Source organism: Xanthomonas floridensis (assembly GCF_001642575.1).
Taxonomy (GTDB): Bacteria; Pseudomonadota; Gammaproteobacteria; order Xanthomonadales; family Xanthomonadaceae; genus Xanthomonas; species Xanthomonas floridensis.
This window is the reverse complement of record NZ_LXNG01000001.1, coordinates 302,325-318,807: the sequence shown is the minus strand read 5'-3', so window position 1 is coordinate 318,807 and position 16,483 is coordinate 302,325. Positions and strand designations below refer to the sequence as shown.

General features: G+C 67.5%; 12 protein-coding genes and 1 other RNA gene. 4 read left to right on the top strand and 9 right to left on the bottom strand.

Going from position 1 to position 16,483, the window contains the following annotated elements; all coding sequences use genetic code 11:
• Nucleotides 1-67 precede the first annotated feature (67 nt).
• The 8 genes from A7D17_RS01375 to pqqA form a co-directional block, all read right to left on the bottom strand.
• Nucleotides 68-1,555 (bottom strand): PhoPQ-activated pathogenicity-related family protein, encoded by a 1,488-nt coding sequence (locus A7D17_RS01375; RefSeq protein ID WP_064507435.1) that lies wholly within the window; start codon nucleotides 1,553-1,555, stop codon nucleotides 68-70.
• A gap of 379 nt (nucleotides 1,556-1,934) precedes the next feature.
• Nucleotides 1,935-2,007: non-coding RNA, sX9 sRNA (locus A7D17_RS01370), on the bottom strand.
• A gap of 67 nt (nucleotides 2,008-2,074) precedes the next feature.
• Entirely contained in the window at nucleotides 2,075-2,587 is a 513-nt protein-coding gene (locus A7D17_RS01365; RefSeq protein ID WP_064507434.1) for a hypothetical protein, read from the bottom strand.
• Between the two features lie 229 nt (nucleotides 2,588-2,816).
• A complete protein-coding gene (gene pqqE / locus A7D17_RS01360; protein ID WP_064507433.1) occupies nucleotides 2,817-3,950 on the bottom strand; it encodes a pyrroloquinoline quinone biosynthesis protein PqqE in 1,134 nt (377 codons plus the stop codon).
• The gene (gene pqqD, locus A7D17_RS01355; protein WP_064507432.1) at nucleotides 3,947-4,225 is read right to left on the bottom strand and encodes a pyrroloquinoline quinone biosynthesis peptide chaperone PqqD; all 279 of its coding nucleotides are present in this window, start codon (nucleotides 4,223-4,225) and stop codon (nucleotides 3,947-3,949) included. Before pqqD ends, pqqE begins: the two co-directional genes overlap by 4 nt.
• Nucleotides 4,222-4,974: a pyrroloquinoline-quinone synthase PqqC gene (gene pqqC / locus A7D17_RS01350; protein ID WP_064507431.1), complete on the bottom strand. Its 753-nt coding sequence runs from the start codon at nucleotides 4,972-4,974 to the stop codon at nucleotides 4,222-4,224. Before pqqC ends, pqqD begins: the two co-directional genes overlap by 4 nt.
• On the bottom strand, nucleotides 4,971-5,870 hold the full coding sequence (gene pqqB, locus A7D17_RS01345) for a pyrroloquinoline quinone biosynthesis protein PqqB (RefSeq protein ID WP_064507430.1): 900 nt from the start codon (nucleotides 5,868-5,870) through the stop codon (nucleotides 4,971-4,973). The genes pqqC and pqqB overlap by 4 nt, the downstream gene beginning before the upstream one ends.
• Nucleotides 5,871-5,950: 80 nt before the next feature.
• On the bottom strand, nucleotides 5,951-6,031 hold the full coding sequence (pqqA, locus tag A7D17_RS22330) for a pyrroloquinoline quinone precursor peptide PqqA (RefSeq protein WP_002812057.1): 81 nt from the start codon (nucleotides 6,029-6,031) through the stop codon (nucleotides 5,951-5,953).
• 235 nt (nucleotides 6,032-6,266) lie between these two features.
• Here pqqA and A7D17_RS01340 point away from each other — a divergent pair, with 235 nt between their 5' ends.
• Together A7D17_RS01340 and A7D17_RS24390 are read left to right on the top strand one after the other, a co-directional pair.
• Nucleotides 6,267-8,507, top strand: coding sequence for a RelA/SpoT family protein (locus A7D17_RS01340; protein ID WP_323209727.1), 2,241 nt, complete (start codon nucleotides 6,267-6,269; stop codon nucleotides 8,505-8,507).
• 351 nt (nucleotides 8,508-8,858) lie between these two features.
• On the top strand, nucleotides 8,859-10,373 hold the full coding sequence (locus tag A7D17_RS24390) for a hypothetical protein (protein WP_161946512.1): 1,515 nt from the start codon (nucleotides 8,859-8,861) through the stop codon (nucleotides 10,371-10,373).
• Between the two features lie 262 nt (nucleotides 10,374-10,635).
• On the opposite strand, the gene A7D17_RS01330 is transcribed toward A7D17_RS24390, so the two are convergent.
• Entirely contained in the window at nucleotides 10,636-12,747 is a 2,112-nt protein-coding gene (locus tag A7D17_RS01330; protein ID WP_064507429.1) for a glycosyltransferase, read from the bottom strand.
• 236 nt (nucleotides 12,748-12,983) lie between these two features.
• Between A7D17_RS01330 and mrcB the strand changes: the two genes are divergently transcribed.
• A complete protein-coding gene (mrcB, locus tag A7D17_RS01325) occupies nucleotides 12,984-15,428 on the top strand; it encodes a penicillin-binding protein 1B (protein ID WP_064507428.1) in 2,445 nt (814 codons plus the stop codon).
• 13 nt (nucleotides 15,429-15,441) lie between these two features.
• Nucleotides 15,442-15,966, top strand: coding sequence for a tetratricopeptide repeat protein (locus A7D17_RS01320; RefSeq protein ID WP_064507427.1), 525 nt, complete (start codon nucleotides 15,442-15,444; stop codon nucleotides 15,964-15,966).
• The last annotated feature ends 517 nt before the right edge of the window (nucleotides 15,967-16,483 follow it).

Genomic DNA, 16,483 nt, shown 5'->3' with positions numbered 1-16,483 from the left:
ATCGCGGCTAGACATCGCACGGCGCGGCGCGTCGGTCCTCGCGTCAGCGCACGGCGCGTTCCGCTTCTCAGCGCGCTGCGGCACTGCCGGCAACGCCCGGTAGCGTGCTGCAGGCGGCGTTGTCGGTGGGCGGAGCCTGGCTGGGGTACTGCTGCTGACCAAGCACATAGGTCTGGCTGGTGGCGACGAAGCCATCGGCGTAGGTGGCTTCGACGAAATACGCGCTCCAGCCGGCTGCCGGAACCTGCACCGGCACCGCCACCTTGCTGCCGCGTGGTAGCGGTAGCGGGGTCGCGCTGTAACGGATGCCGCAGGCATAGCGGAAATCGCGCGCCTGGGGATTGCTGGCACTCCAGAGCCGCAATTGGGTAGGGCGCTCGGAGAAGCGCAGGCGAATCTGCGGCGCCGTTCCTGCCTGCAGTGCATCGCTGAGCTGCGGGAGCGCACGCCGCTGCTGCAAGCGCGTGACAAAGGGCACCAGGCTGTCGACCACCGACGCCCGGATGCCGTTATGCGCGCTGTTGGGCACCATGCGCAGGGCCTTGCTGCCAGGCAATGCGTCGTAAAAGAACCGCGTGTTGTCCGGCAGGAAGAAATCGTCGCCACTGGCGTTGACGATGTACTTGGGCACCGACAGGCGCTTGCGGTACGGCGTGCGCAGGTAGCTGAGCGGATCCTGCACCTGCACCAGCTGCGCGAACTGCGGCGTCTGCAGCTGCGCGGTGATTCCCTGCCTGGCGTAGGGGGCGAATGCGATTGGCCAATTGCCGCCATAGGTCCGGTACATATGGTCCAGCACGGCCGGCATGTTGAGGATGTCGATCACGAACGGCACCACTGCCTCCACGCGCCGGTCTGCGATGGTGGCATGCCAGCTCGCCCAGCCACGCTTGGAGGCACCGGCGAGAATGAAACGATGGATCTGCAGCGGCGCCAGCTCGCGCTCGGCCAGCGACATGGTGCGGGCAATCGCCGCCGCCATCGGCACATGCAGCAGCAGGGTCTTGCGCTGTTGCGGCGCTTGCAGGAACTGCGACCAGGTATAGGCAACGCTGTCATCCTCGCGGCGTGGCGTGTCGTCTCCTCGATAGGTCAGCGCCTGATTGGGAATGTCGCTCAGCGCGATCACCACGGTGCGGCTGCGCTGCGCCAGCGCTGCCAGCGCGTCGGGTTGCAGCTCGCTGGCCGGTTGCGCCGCGCTGCCCGCAGCCGCATTGCGGGTGCCATTGGTGGACAGCAGCACGGCGCGGGTGGGGAGCGCATCGGTGGGGACGTAAATCGCCACAGCGTGCTGCCACACGGCCGGGGCGACCAGCGATTCGGGCGACCAGGTCTGCGAGGTCAGCAGATAGTCGCGCCGCTCCACACCGTTCACCGTGCTGGTGGCAACGCGGGTATACACCAGCGGCTGTCGCTCCACTGCGTCGTGATAGCAGACCAGCGCCTGGTCGAATCCGACCTCCGGTCGCGTGCATTGTTCGGCAGCGGTGTCGGCCAGCGCCGATCCGGGAGTGAACAGCAGCAGTGCAAGGGCACAACGTGTCGTCAGGGACATTCGGCGTTCTCCGGATACAGCGCAGGGCGCTGCGTTGTCAGCAGGTAGGCAGCCACCAGACGTGCGCGGCAGGGCAACAGACGGCTGTGCCGAAGTCTGGCAGACGCATGCATGCCGCGGCGACCTAGGCCTGCATGGTGGCGGCCCAAGCGAAGCTGCCAACAGTCAAATGCACAGAGTGCGACCGTAATGGCGCATCCGATGTGCGCAGGCGCCGGTTACGCCGTGCCGGTGGCCTTGGTCGTTCGGACGAGAGTGCATGCCAGCAGCAACCGCGTGCACATCGCGATGGCAAGGGCTGGCGTGGCCGTGCCCGAGGTCGGCGCGCCATGCCTCCTGTAGGGTCAGTGGGCAGCGGCGTCAGCATGCGCCCGGGAGCGGCCAACAGAACGGGGCGAGCAGTCGTCGGGTGCCGTGGCGGGCACACTCAGAACCGGAGTGCGCGAGTGCAGTACACGCCGATTCCGAGCGCCGGCCGCGCCTGCCTGACGGCCGCGCAAGGGTTTTGTCAGCGGCTCTTTACTTGATCCGCCGCACCTTGGCCGGAGTGTTATAGCCCTCGATCTGCAGATACCACACGCCGACCAGACCGGGTTTGATCTTCACCTTCGGCGCGTCCTTGCGCACGCCCGACAGGCTGGCCGCATCGGTCTGTTCCCACTCCTGACCGTTGGCCAGGGTGTAGATACGGCCCTTGGAGAATCCCTTGAACTCGCCCACGAGACTGCTTTCGATCGGCTCCTTGCTGCCGAAGTCGAAGAAGCCGCGGTTCTTGACGATGACTTCCTGACGGCCGGCTTCCTTGGCCTGTTCGACCACCACGGCCGCTTCCTTGGCAACCTTGCCCTGCAACCAGTCGTTGAGCGCGGTCAGCTCGCTGGCGGTGAGCTTGTCCAGGCCGGCGGCCTTGAACTGCTCGGCGCTCATCTGTGACTGCAGGTCGCCCTGCACGGCGCGCTGGGCCAACGCCGGTGTGGCGGTCAATGCAAGGGTCAGGCAGACCAGCAGTGGAATGCGGCGCGCGAGCGACATGGGAGCCATCCGTCAGTAAGAGGCCGCTAGTGTAGACGCTGGGCGGCCAGGCAACTGCGGCTGGCTGACTGTCTGGCGGCTGCCGGGTCCTGCCCAGCGCAGCCGCTTGACCAGCAGGCACGGCGGGTGGGCAGCAGGATGGCCATGCCGAGCCAGAGAATGACCGTGTCGCTGTGTGCCGCGCAGCAACCGATATGCGCTGGCAACGCGCGAGCGTGGTTGGGTGGGGCTAATCCGGCGTTACGTCGGCGGTGGAAGGCGCGCGTTCGGCACGTGCCGGGCGGCGGTAAACGAATTCCGGTGCCACTGCCGCAGCTTCGCGCTCGGCAGTGGCGCGCACCTGCGCATGCGCGGGTGAGCGCTCGCACACCGGGTCCAGCGTGGCGGCATCGCCGCTGAGCGCCAGCGCCTGGCAGCGGCAGCCGCCCCAGTCGATCTCGCGTTTGGGGCAGCCCTGGCACACCTCGGGCATCCATGCGGTGCCGCGGAAACGCACGAAGGCGTCGCCATGGTTCCAGATCTCGGCCAGCGTGCGATCGCGCAGATTGTCGAAGCGCATGCCCTCGATGGTTTCGGCAGCATGGCAGGGCAGCACGTCGCCGCGCGGAGAGATGTTGACGAAGCGCTGGCCCCAGCCGCCCATGCAGGGCTTGGGCTGGCGTGCGTAATAGTCGGGGGTGACGAAGTCGATCGCCAGGCGGTCGCCAAGTTCGCGGCGTGCGGCCTCCACGGCCGCGATGGTAGCCATCACCTGTTCACGGCTGGGCATCAGTGCAGCACGGTTGCGCAGCCCCCAGCCGTAGTACTGGGTATGGGCCACTTCGATGCGTTCGGCCTGCCATTCCAGCGCCAGCGCAATCATCTGCGGCACCCGTTCGGCGTTATGCCGGTGCAGCACCGCGTTGAGCGTCAGTGGCAGGCCGCGCGCACGCACGGCGGCTGCGAAGTCGCGCTTCTTGGACAGGCTGTTGCGATACCCGGCAATACGATCGGCACCGGCCGGGTCCACGTCCTGCACGCTCAACTGCACGTGCTCCAGCCCGGCGGCCTGCAATTGGTCCAGCATCGGCTCGCCGCCGGCCACGCCGGAGGTGATCAGGTTGCTGTACAGGCCAAGTGCGCGCGCGTGCGCCACCAGCTCCGGCAGATCCTTGCGCAGCATCGGTTCGCCACCGGAAAAGTGCGCCTGCAGCACGCCCATGTCGGCGGCCTGCTGCAGCAGCGAACGCCAACCATCGGTATCCATCTCTTCGCGCAGTGCTGCCAGTGCAATCGGATTGGAGCAGTACGGACACGCCAATGGGCAGCGGTGGGTCAGCTCCAGCAGCACGGACAGCGGCGGTGGCGGCACGGCATTGCTCATAGGCGCAGCAGCCGCTTTTGATGCAGGGTGCCGGTGAGTTCGATCACATCTGCCTCGATCTGCGCAGGGTCGGCATCGAATTCCGCCGCCAGCTCCTGCGCAATCTGCGCCAGCGAGCGCGCTCCATCGAAACGTTGTGCCACCACGACGGCGATCTCGTCCAGTTCGACCACGCGCTCGGGTGCGAGCAGCACCCATTGGTCACGTGCACGGTCGTGTTGCAGGCGCACGCCTGCGCGCAGGGCCGGCTGGCTGTCGCGGCCGATGCTGCTCACGCGGCGACCCGGCTGGCAGCGCGGTCGGGTACGAAGGCATCCGGCCACAGGATCCCCGGTGAGACATAGGCCACGTGCAAGGCGTCCAGTTGCGCCCACAGCACCGAGCACTTGAAGTGCAGCGCAGCCTTGACCAGCTCCTGCTTCTCGGCGGTGTTGGCATGTTGCTTGACGTAATCCAGCGCAAAATCCGAATCGCGCGGCGCCTCGGTCAGGCGATGCTCGAAGTAGGCCAGCGCCTCGGGCGAGACGAAGTCGTAGTGCTTCAGCATGCCGGCCACGCGCTGGCCGATGATGTTGGGAGCGAACAACTCGGTGAGCGAGGAGGCAATCGCTTCGAGCAGACTCTTTTCGCGCACGAACTGCAGATACGCCTGCACCGCGAAGCGCGTGCCCGGCAGCAGTGCGCGTCCGGATTCCACCAGGTGGCGGTCCAGGCCCAGTGCGTCGGTCAGATGCAGCCAGCGCGCGATGCCGCCGTCGGTGGCGCTGTTGCCGTCATGGTCGAGGATGCGCTGGCGCCAGATGCGGCGCAGCGCGGGATCTTCCATGCGCGCCAGGATTGCCGCGTCCTTCAAGGGAATGCAGCGTTGGTATTCGAAGCGGTTGAGCGCCCAGGCCTGCACCTGGCCGCGATCGAGTTTTCCATCGTGCAGCAGCGCATGGAACGGGTGCTGGTCGTGATACAGGCGTGCGCCGATGGCGCGCAGGTCAGCTTCCAGTTGGTCCGGGGTGAGCAGGGCGGTCACAGGGTGATCTCCAGGCCGTCGTGCGCAATATCCCAGCCGTTGGCGCGCGCGCTGGCGTATTCGGGCGAATGGATATCGAGCACGGGATTGGTGGTGTTGATGTGGATGAAGATCTTGCGCGCCACATCGAGCGGGACGAACGCTGCCATGGTGCCTTCCGGGCCATCGATGCTGAGATGGCCCATGCGCTGGCCGGTCTTCTGGCTGACGCCCAGTTGCACCATCTCATCGTCGCACCACAGCGTGCCGTCGAAGAACACCAGCTCGGCGCCGCGCAGGCGCGCGCGCAGCGCGTCGGTCATGGCCGCGCAGCCGGGAATGTAGTGCACGCGGTGGCGGCCATCGTCGATGGTCAGGCCCAAGGTCTCTTCATTGGAGCCGGCGAGGTCGCCGCCACTGCGCGATTCCATGAACAGCGGGACCTTGCCCGGCACCGAAAATGGCGTCAGCTGCAGCCCCAGTAGTGACAGCGGCGTGTCCAGCGCGAATGGCTGCCGCGACACGTAGTGCGGATTGAGGGCGTCGAAGATCGGGTTCTGCGCAAGCAGGTCCAGCACGCGGCTGCTGGCATGCAACGAGAACGCCTGGCTCTCGCGCATCGACAGCAGCCCGGCGATATGGTCGATCTCGCCGCTGGTCAGCAGCACCGCCTCGATCGGCGAATGCCGCAGGCCGTGCTGCGGCCAGAGCGCAGGTGTCGCAAGGAGCTGTTGACGAAAATCGGGTGAGGCATTGATCAGGACCCAGCGCTGGCCATCGGCACTGACGGCGATGCTGGCCTGGGTACGACGCTGGGCACCGTCTGCTTGTTGCCACGCCCGCTGGCTTGCGGGGGTATGGCAATTCCACTGCGGGTGCCCACCGCCGGCCGCCGATCCCAGGACAATGATGCGCATGGAGAGCTGTTACCTAAACTGCCGGCCGCGGCCGGTCATGCATCAAGGGGATGGTGGCAGGTGAGCAAGAAACGGCCGGATCAAAACTCGCCGGAGACGTAGCAGTTGATTTCGGCGCCACAATTCACTTCACGAACGACAGGCTTCTTCCAGGTCTTCATCGGCTACCTCGCTGTTGATGGAAAAACGCCGTCGCTGCGCAATGCGGCGATGACGTGCAGGGAGCATAGGCAGCCGGTTTGGCCAAGTTGTAAAGAGCGCGTAAAAAGCCGAATCCGTGCGGCGCTGGGTGTGCGCCAGTGCACACGTCATGGCGCGCAGCGGTTACGAATCAAGCCTTTGGCGGGTGAACCGACCATAAGTGCGCCCAGATAACCCGTGCGCGCCAGGCTGGAAATTGCGCGTTGTGGAGATGGTGACGCGCACGTTACCGTAGCTGCCAGACCCCAGTCATCGCCTGCCGCCGTGTCCACCGTTGTGACCAGTTCCTCATTTGATCGCCTGCAGGCAGTGCTGCAGCGCCCCGCGCTGGCATCGGTTGCTCCCGTGTTGCGCGAAGCGCTGGCGCGCGCCTGGCAGGACGCGCCGCCTGCGCCATCCGATAGCGTGGCGTGGTCGCTGCTTGGCGACACGCTGGATGCACTGGCACTGCTGGCTGCCGACGAGGCCACGGTGATCGCGGCATTGCTGTTCGACCTGCCGACATTACGCGGTGCGATGGCCGGCCTGCCCTGGCAGCCGGCCGAACGCCGGGTGGCAGTGGAGGGGCTGCTCGACGGGTTGGATGCGGCCGATCAGGTGTGGGCGCTGCATGCCGGTCGCGAGGCCGGGCGCAACAGCGAGGGGTTGCGCCGCTTGCTGCTGTCCATCATCCACGACCTGCGTGTGGTGCCGATCCTGCTGGCACGGCAGCTGGCGCGCATGCGCGTGGCCGACCGCCTCAGCGAAGATCAGCGCCGCGCGCTGGCCCAGCTCACCCGCGACATCCATGCGCCGCTGGCCAACCGGCTGGGCATCTGGCAGGTGAAATGGGAGCTGGAAGACCTGGCGTTCCGGCATCTGGAGCCGGACACCTACCGCCGGATCGCCCGCGAAGTGGACGAGACCCGCATCGCCCGCGAACGCTATATCGAGGCGGTCAAGCGCACCCTTTCCAGCGCGCTGGCGGACCAGGGCCTGCGCGCGGAGGTCAGCGGGCGGCCGAAGCACATCTACAGCATCTGGCGGAAGATGCAGAAAAAGCGGTTGTCGTTCGACCAGTTGTACGACGTGCGCGCGGTGCGCGTGATGGTCGAGGACGTGGCGGCCTGCTATGCAGCGCTGGGGGCGGTGCATTCGTTGTGGGCACCGGTGCCCAGCGAGTTCGACGATTACATCGCCCGGCCCAAGGCCAACGACTACCGCTCGCTGCATACCGCCGTGGTCGGCCCGGAAGGGCGCACCATCGAAATCCAGATCCGCACCCACGAAATGCATGCCCAGGCCGAGCTCGGCGTGGCCGCGCACTGGAAGTACAAGGAAGGCGGCAAGGGCGCCGAAAAGGCCTTCGATCGCAAGATCCTGTGGATGCGCCAACTGCTGGAGCAGGTGCAGGAAGGCGACCACGGCGAGCTGGCCGGCGCGCTGGATGCCGAGCTGATCGAGGACCGCGTCTATGCGCTGACCCCCAAGGGCGAGGTCATTGATCTGCCGCAGGGCGCCACCCCGCTGGATTTTGCCTATCACGTGCACACCATGGTCGGGCACCGCTGCCGTGGCGCGCGGGTCAACGACCGCATCGTGCCGCTGACCTACCGGCTGCGCAGCGGCGACCGGGTGGAGATCATGACCGCCAAGGAAGCCGACCCGCGCCGCGACTGGCTGCTGGCCGCCAACGGCTTCCTGGCCAGCGGGCGTTCGCGCGACAAGGTGCGTGCCTGGTTCCACAAGCTCGACCGCGCGCGCAATGTGCAGGCCGGCAAGGACTTGCTCGATCGCGAACTCAAGCGGCTGGGCCTGCAGCACGCCGACCTGGGCGTGGCGACGCGCAAGTTCCACGCCGATGGCGTGGATGATCTCTACATCCAGGTAGCGCTGGGCGATACCGGCCCCAACCAGGTCAGCCGTGCGCTGCTGGAAGCCGAGCGCGCGGCCTCGCAGCCGGCGGTACCTGCGCCGCCGCGTCCGACTGCGCGCCGCGAGGGCCTGGGCAAGTCCAAGTTTACCGTGCAGGGCGTGGGCAACCTGCTGGTGCAACTGGCGCGGTGCTGCCAGCCGGTGGCCGGCGAGCCGATTGCCGGCTACCTCACCCGCGGCCGCGGCATCACCGTGCACCGCACCGACTGCGTGGCGCTGGCGCGGCTGGCGGCCGCCCACCCGCAACGCGTGTTGCCGGTGGAGTGGGGCAAGGCGGGCAGCGGCTACGAGGTGGATGTGCAGGTGCGCGCAGTGGATCGGCGCTGGCTGCTCAAGGACATCACCAACCTGATCGCGCAGGAAGACGCCCACGTGCTGGAGATCAACAGCGACAACGTGCGCGACACCGGCAGGGCGCAGCTGCGACTGCGGCTGAAGGTCAGCGACTACGACCAGTTGTCTGCGCTGCTGGGCAAGCTGGATGCCTTGCCCGGCGTCAGCGAAGTGCGACGACTGGGCTGAGCGGCCGGCAAGACCGCAGCGTTCTGCGTCAAGGTGCCCCTCCGGCCGATGCTGTCGATACGGCGTGCGCGACTCTCACACGCCCCCGTCCGGCCTGCCAGCGATCCGGGCAGCCGCACGCTGCAGCTGCGCCTGCCCGCACTGCAGTCACCTTGAACATTCGCCGAAAGAGTTCGAGGCGCCTCCACCCGTTCTCACCGTGCTCGCCTCAACGATCCCCGAATCCCGAATCCCGAACTCCGATTCCCGATTCCCGATTCCAGAACAACCCACGCCACCTTCGCGCCACCCCGCTACCATGGCGGGGTGAACGCGTCCCCGTCAGGTCGCGCCAAGGATGGACGCAACCGCATGTTTCCGCTACCGCGCTGGGCCAGGTCGCCCCGCCTCTGGGCACCGCTGCGCAGCCGCGCGCTCTGGCGCGTGGTGCTGGCGCTCTCGCTCTGCCTGCTGATGGGTGTGATCGTGTTGCGCCAGCCGCTCGCCGACTGGCTGTGGCCGGACACCCGGATTCAGCAACTGCTGCAGCGTGGCAATGCCGCATTGGCACGGGGCAAGCTCAGTGCTGCCGACGGCAACGGGGCACGCGAACTGTTTGCCACCGCACTTGCGCTGGATGGCGATCGCAGCGAGGCCCGCGCCGGGCTGGCGCGTACCGGCGCGTCTGCGGTGGTGCAGGCGCGTGCGGCGATCGCGGCCGGCGATGTGGCCGGTGCGCAACGTGCGTTGGCGCTGGCAACCGCGTTGGAGGTGCCGCAGGCGCAGATGGCCCCGGTCGCCCTGCGTCTGCGCGACCTGCAGGCGCGCCGCGCCGGCCTGGATGCCCTGGTTGCGCAAGCGGTCGCCGCCCAGCAGCAGGGCCGCCTGGATGGCACGCCCGATAGTGCGTTGCCGCTGTATCAACGCGTCCTCAGCCTGGCACCGAACCGTACCGACGCACTGGAAGGGCGCGAAGATGCCCTGACCGATCTGCTGGCGCAGGCGCGGCACGCCTTGGCGCGCGATGCGCTTGGCGAGGCCGCCGCGCTGTTGGTGGCGGCCAAGCGCTATGACGCCGGCCATGCCGATGTGCCGTCGACCGAAGGCCATTACCACCGTGCGCTCGAACAGCGGCGGCAGCGTGCCGACAGCTTGCTGCGACGTGGTCGCTTGGCACCGGCGGCGCGCGATTTCATGGCGGTGCTGGCGGCCGAGCCGGAAGATGCCGGCGCACGTCGCGGACTCGAGCAGGTGGTCAGCGAGTATGCCGCCCAGGCGGGACGCCAGGCCGCGGATTTCCATTTTGACGAGGCCATGCAGTCGCTGCAGCAGGCGCGGGTGCTGGTGCCGGGCGCCGCCTCCATCGCCCAGGCCGAGCAGGCGATCGCGCGCGCGCGCGATGCCCAGCGTGGGCCTGAAACCGGTTTGTCGCGCGGCGTCCGCGAACGCCGGTTGCGCGTGTTGCTGCAACGCGTGGCCGACGCCGAGGCGCGACAGCAATGGATGACCCCGCCGGGCGCCAGCGCCTACGATGCCGTGCGCGCCGCACAGGCGCTGGCGCCGCGCGATGCGCGCGTGCTGCAGGCCGCTGCGCGCGTGGCGCCGGCCAGTCGACGCTGTTTCGAAGACGAGCTTCGCGATAACCGCCTGCGCGCGGCGCGCGGCTGCCTGGATGCCTGGCAGGCGTTGACGCCGACGGGCGAGGCGCTGGCCGCCGCACGCCGGCGCCTGGCGCAGCGCTGGATTGCCGTTGGCAGCGAACGCCTGGGCCAGGAAGATGCCGCGTTCGCGCGGCGTGCGCAGGACGAAGCACACCAGTTGGACCCGGGACTGCCGGAACTGGCCGAGTTCACGCGGCGGGTCAGGGCGGTGACCGAACAGCGGTGATGGGGGGCGGGCGTGGCAGCACAATGCCCGGCCTGCGTTCATAACGCACTACAACCGGCTCCAGCAGGAGAGCGGCCAAGCAGATTTTTATTCCACTGAGTCAAGTGACTTCGCTACCGCAAGCTGTTGCCAGCGGATGTGCGGCCAGACGTGCGATGCGTGTCTGCGGTTGCACTCGGAATCGCGCTGAGAATCAGCGGCGATGTGCCAACGCCGCCGCATGCCGCTTCATCCGGCGATGCACTGATTCAACAGTGCCGACTCAATCGGCAATGAACAATGCACGCACCGTCTTGCGCGCGGCATCCAGCGAGAAATGCTCGGCCACGTTGCGCAGGCCGTTGTCGGCCAGGCGCTGCCATCGCGTCGCATCCTGGTACAGGTGCACGATCGCGCTGGCAAAGGCATCGGCGTCGTCGGCCACGCACACATCCTGGCCATCGCGCAGGTGCATGCCTTCCACCGCACAGGTCGTGCCGACCACCGGTTGCCCGTGTGCCATGCTGAGATTGATCTTGCCCTTGACGCCAGCACCGAAGCGCAGCGGTGCCACCGCGATGCGGACGGTGTCCATGAACGGCAGCAGATCCGGTACATGGCCATGCAACTGCACGCCGGGACATTCCTCGGCCAGCAGTTTCAGTGCCTCGGGCAGATCCGCGCCGATGCAGTGGAACACCACATCCGGTAATTGAGCACGCACCTGCGGGAAGATGGCACTGATGAACCACTGCACCGCATCCACATTGGGCGGGTGACGAAAGCCGCCGACGAAGACCAGGTCGCGACGTTGCTCGAAGGTGGGGCCGTTGCCGGCCACTTCGTGCAGGTTGGAGAGCAGGGCGGTGCGGATCTGCGGCGCGTCCGCGTGCAACTGTGCCTGTTCCGCATCGGACACCAGCACGGTGACATCGGTAGCGGCCATGATCTCCAGTTCGCGCAGCCGGGTACGTTCTGCGCTGCGCAGCAGATTGGCATCGCCGGCCAGTTCGGCGCCGCGTCGCTCGCGCAGATAATGCAGGTCGACGGTGTCGAACAGCGTGCGCGCCTGCGGAGCATAGTGTCTCAGCAGCGGCAGGCAGGCGTGCGCGACGTGGTGGCGCACCAGAAGTACCACCGCAAAGCGCGGGCCATGCGTACGCAGCCAACTGCCGATGCCGTCCAGAAACGGTGCATACCAGACCTCCACGCCCAGCTGCTGCAGCGCCTGGGTGTGGCGCCCGGCGTGCTCGCGACGGGTGGGCACGAACACCACATGCGCGCCCTCCTCGCAGAGCAACCGGATCAGGTTGAACTGCCGTAGCGACCCCGAGTCGCGGTCCGGCTGCGGCACGCATTCGTCCAGGATCAACACCTGGCGTTGCCCGCGGTGCAGCTGCGCAGGTCCGGGAACGGTGCCCACCGGCAAGTGCGCTGCCAAGGTGGGCTGCCATTTCTCAGCGAACACACGCTGGTTGCGCACCTGATACGCCTTGACCCCGGTACGGACGTCGGTGCCGTTGCTGGTGCCCTCGTCGTGCACCACCACGCTGGCCGGCTGAACCAGAACCTGGCGGCCGGCGGCGCTGACTGCAAAGGCAAGATCAGCAGCATTCCACACCGTGGTTGGAGCCGCGTTGGCGAGTTGATCCAGCCCGCCCAGCGTCTGCAGTAGCGCACGTGGCAGGGCAATCGCTGCGCCCGAGCAGTAATCCATTGCGCGGACATAGGCGTAACGCGGGTCGTCGGCCGATTCGAAGCGCCCATAACTCCAGGCGCTGCCATCGGCGAACACCACGCCGCCCGATTCCTGCAACCGCCCGTCCGGATAGACCAGCTGGGCGCCAACCAGTCCCGCGCCCGGATGCTGATCGAAGGTGGCGATCAGCCGATCCAGCCAGCCGGGCTGGGGGATGGTGTCGTTGTTGAGCAGCACCACGTAATCGCCGCGCGCCAGCGCGATGCCGTCGTTGCAGGCCGCGATGAAGCCGCCATTGCTGGCGCGCAGGTGATAGTGCAGGCCGGATATCTGCGGCAGCTGCACTGCGGTGGCATCGCTGCTGCCATCGTCCACCACGATGATCTCCATCGCCAGCAGTGGCGGATGCGCGGCCAGTGCGCGCAGACAGGCCAGGGTGTGGGCAATGTGGTTGTAGACCGGAATCACCACCGTCACGCGTGGCGTGGCGCTGTGCGGCAGCGCGAAGGGGGCAAACGGTGTTGCGTCGGGCAACCACAGCGGGGTGCCCAGTGCGGCCGGAGGTGCCTGCGTGTGCACGCGAATGCGCTGCCAGGTGGCGCGCCAGCCACGCGTCCGCATGCTGGCCACAGAGCGGTGGATCAGGCCGAGCACGCGATTGAACAGATAGCGCGCATCGGCCAGGGACATCGACATTGCGGTGGAACTCCGGCGTAGAGGACAGGTGGAACGTGGTGGCGATGACCCACCGGGCGCAGCGGCAGGGCGTGGCAGTGTAGCGGGGGAGATCCCGCCGCCTTGCGCCCGGCCCACGCCGGCCCGAGCTCCAGCGCCGGCACTTTGTTAGCCGCGCTTAAGTCGGAACGGGCAGGCAGACCGCACCCACGACACCGCTGCGCTAGACTCGCCGCACCCTACATTCTCGCATCCCCGTGCCCCGACGCTACGACAACGACGATTCCGACGATTTCCAGGACGACACCGACGAGCAAGGCTCCCGCTGGCAGCGCAGACTGATTGTCTGGGGATTTGCCGCGATTGCGCTGGCGCTTGGTTTCCTGATCCCGTACACGGTGTATCTGAACAAGCAGGTCAGCCAGCGCTTCGGCGAACTGCGCTGGCAGATTCCCACCCGCGTGTACGGGCGTCCGTTGGTGCTGGCACCCGGCAATGCGCTGGATGCGGCCACCCTCAAGACCGAACTGGACGCGGCCTCCTACCGTGACGACGGACAGGCCACGCTGGCCGGCACCTACCAGCAGGACGGCAGCCGCTTCATCATCGCCAGCCGCGGCTATATCGATGTGGATGGGCGCGTGCCTGCACGGCGGATCGAGCTTGCCCTGTCGGGCGGGCGCGTGGCCAGTCTGCGCGATGCCGGCAGCCGCAAGGCGCTGAAGAGCGCGCGGCTGGATCCGGCGCGGATCGCCACGCTGTACGGGCAGAAGCAGGAAGAGCGCCGCCTGGTGCGGATGGAAGAGGTGCCGGAGTTGCTGGTCACCGGCCTGCAGGCGGTGGAAGACCGCGACTTCAACAGCCATCACGGTATCGACCTGAGCGGCATGGTGCGTGCGGCCTGGATCATGCTGCGCTCGGGCGGCCAGGTGCGCCAGGGCGCCAGCACGCTGACCCAGCAGCTGGCGCGCAGCGGCCTGCTCGGCATCGGCAAGGAGCAGACCGTCACCCGTAAGTTCAACGAAATCCTGTACGCGGTGATCATGGAGGCGCGTTACGACAAGCGCACCATCCTGGAGGCCTATCTCAACCAGGTCTATCTGGGTCAGCGGGGCGGGCAGGCAATCCACGGGGTGTCGTCGGGTGCCGAGCTGTGGTTCGGCCGCGAGCTCAATTCGATGACCACCGAGCAGATCGCGCTGTTGATCGGGCTGGTCAAGGGGCCGTCGTACTACGACCCGCGGCGCAACCCGGAACGTGCGCTGGACCGGCGCAACTTCGTGCTGGGCAAGCTGCACGAAAACAAGCTGATCGACGACGCCGAGTACAAGCGCGCGCTGGCCGCACCGCTGGGCGTGCCCACCGAGCCCGGCCTGGTCGCGGCCAACCGCTTCCCGGCCTATGTGGATCTGGTGCGGCGCCAGCTGGCGCACGATTACCCGGAAGGCGTGCTGCAAGGCGCCGGCATGAGTGTGCTCACCGGTATGTCGCCGTCCGCGCAGGCGTATGCCGAGGGTGCCATCACCGGCACCATCAAGCGGCTGGACAACAAGAAACGCCCGCCGCTGCAGGCTGGGCTGGTGCTGACCGATGTGCATAACGGCGATGTGCTGGCGGTAGTCGGTAGCCGCGATGTGGCCAAGCCGGGCTTCAATCGCGCCGTGGAAGCGCAGCGTCCTGTGGGCTCGCTGCTCAAGCCCTTCGTGTACATGCTGGCGCTGGCTTCGCCGGACCGCTGGGCATTGTCCAGCTGGGTCGACGATTCGCCGGTCACGGTGCAGCTCGGCCGGGGCAAGACCTGGTCGCCCGGTAATTCGGACAACCGCAGCCATGGCACAGTGCGGCTGGTGGATGCGCTGGCGCATTCCTACAACCAGGCCACGGTGCGGGTGGGCATGCAGGTCGGCGCCGACCGTATCGCCCAGTTGATCCAGGTGCTGGCCGGCATCAAGGCCGACCCGAACCCCTCGCTGATCCTGGGCGCGACCGACCAGAGCCCGTACGGCATGGCGCAGCTGTACCAGTTCCTGGCGGCCGGCGGCGAGATTCAGCCGTTGCATGCGGTGCGCGGTGTGCTCGATCCGCAGGGCAAGCTGCTCAAGCGCTACGACAAGACTCCGGCACCGGCGCAGGAGGGCGATTCGGTGGCTGCCAACCTGATCAGCATCGGCCTGCAGCAGGTAGTCAGTAACGGAACCGCGCGACAGTTGCTGGGCGATGGCCTGGGTCGTCTGTCGCCGGCCGGCAAGACCGGTACCTCCAACGACGGTCGCGACAGTTGGTATGCCGGCTACACCGGCGATCATTTGGCAGTGATCTGGATGGGCAACGACCAGAACGCCGAGACCGGCCTGTATGGCGCCACCGGCGCGATGCGGGTGTGGTCGAGTATCTTCGCCCGCCTGCCCAGCGCGCCGCTGAAGGTCAGCGGCAAGGGGCTGGACTGGCAATCGGTCGATGCAGCTGGTACCGGCGTGACCGATGCCGGCTGTCCTGGCGCGCGCCAGTTCCCGTTCGTGGTCGGTTTCACGCCTGCCTATGCTCCCTGCGCGGGCAATGCGCCACCGATCGAAGGCGCGCCTGCCGATGCGTCCTCCGCGCCTGCCGAGCAGTCCAGCGGCGGCTGGCGGCGTTTCTTCGGCCTGGAGAAGAAGCCGGAAGAACCTGCGCCGGCGCCCGCGTCGGCGCCCCCTGCACGTTGATGGGAGTGATTAAATGAACCGATTGCACCGTGGTCTTGCCCTGATCGGTGTGCTTGCCGCAGTCACTGCCTGCGTCAGCGCGCCGCCCACGCCGCCACCCACCCCGGTGGACCCGACCACGCCGACGCAGCGTTTGCTGCTGATCGAACGCGAGGCCGGCGCTGACGACACCGAGCTGTCAGTGCAGCCGCTGCGCGACCCGCAGGTGGACGACCTGCGCGACACCGCCAAGAGCAAGCGCCAGGCCGGCGATCTGACCGGTGCGGCTGCGGCGCTGGATCAGGCGTTGGGGCTGGTGTCCGGCGACCCGGCGATCCTGCAGGAGCGTGCCGAAGTGGCGGTGCTGCAGGCCGATTGGCCGGCCGCCGAACGCTTTGCCAAGCAGGCGATCGAGCTGGGTTCCAAGACGGGCCCGCTGTGCCGCCGTCACTGGGCCACCATCGAGCAATCGCGGCTGGCGCGTGGCGAGAAGGAAAACGCCGCCTCGGCCAAGGCGCAGATTGTCGGTTGCACCGTGCCGGGAATGAAGCGGTACTGAGATGCCCGCCGGGTGCAGGGCGCCCGGTTACGCCGCGCTGGCACGGCGATTGCGCCTTTTGGGGCGGTAGTCGCCTCGGCTGCGGCCATCTGCGTGTCTGCATGAAGCGTCGTTGGTCGTTCGGGCTGCTGCGTGTCAGACATGGCCAGGGATGCGACGACGGCGTGTTGGCGATGTCGCTGCCGTTGCGGGTCTGATGTCCTGCCACCCCCGCAAAGCGCCATGCGCGCGGCGCGAAGATGCAGGTTGTCGCGCGAAAGTAGCGCCGTATCGCTTTCGCGCACAGGTTGAGGCCAGGGCGCGCGTTGCAGGTGCCGCGCACTGGAATGTGGGCACACCGTCCCGCCGGATTCGGGGACTCGTGTTGATGTCTCGCTTTTTTCGATAGTCATCAAGGTGCGTGTCTGGCGGCAGGCATCGCGCGTCCTTGTCGACGGTGCTGCTGCGGCTGGATGAGTGCGCGGCGAGGCTACGGATCATGCGGAACGGCCGGCGCCCTCCAGTGCAGTGCTGGCAA

Coding starts and splice junctions, on each gene's coding strand:
- A7D17_RS01320 (WP_064507427.1), top strand. CDS start 15,442: ATGAACCGATTGCACCGTGGTCTTGCCCTGATCGGTGTGCTTGCCGCA.
- pqqB (WP_064507430.1), bottom strand. CDS start 5,870: ATGCGCATCATTGTCCTGGGATCGGCGGCCGGCGGTGGGCACCCGCAG.
- A7D17_RS01375 (WP_064507435.1), bottom strand. CDS start 1,555: ATGTCCCTGACGACACGTTGTGCCCTTGCACTGCTGCTGTTCACTCCC.
- pqqE (WP_064507433.1), bottom strand. CDS start 3,950: ATGAGCAATGCCGTGCCGCCACCGCCGCTGTCCGTGCTGCTGGAGCTG.
- A7D17_RS24390 (WP_161946512.1), top strand. CDS start 8,859: ATGTTTCCGCTACCGCGCTGGGCCAGGTCGCCCCGCCTCTGGGCACCG.
- A7D17_RS01330 (WP_064507429.1), bottom strand. CDS start 12,747: ATGTCGATGTCCCTGGCCGATGCGCGCTATCTGTTCAATCGCGTGCTC.
- A7D17_RS01365 (WP_064507434.1), bottom strand. CDS start 2,587: ATGTCGCTCGCGCGCCGCATTCCACTGCTGGTCTGCCTGACCCTTGCA.
- pqqA (WP_002812057.1), bottom strand. CDS start 6,031: ATGAAGACCTGGAAGAAGCCTGTCGTTCGTGAAGTGAATTGTGGCGCC.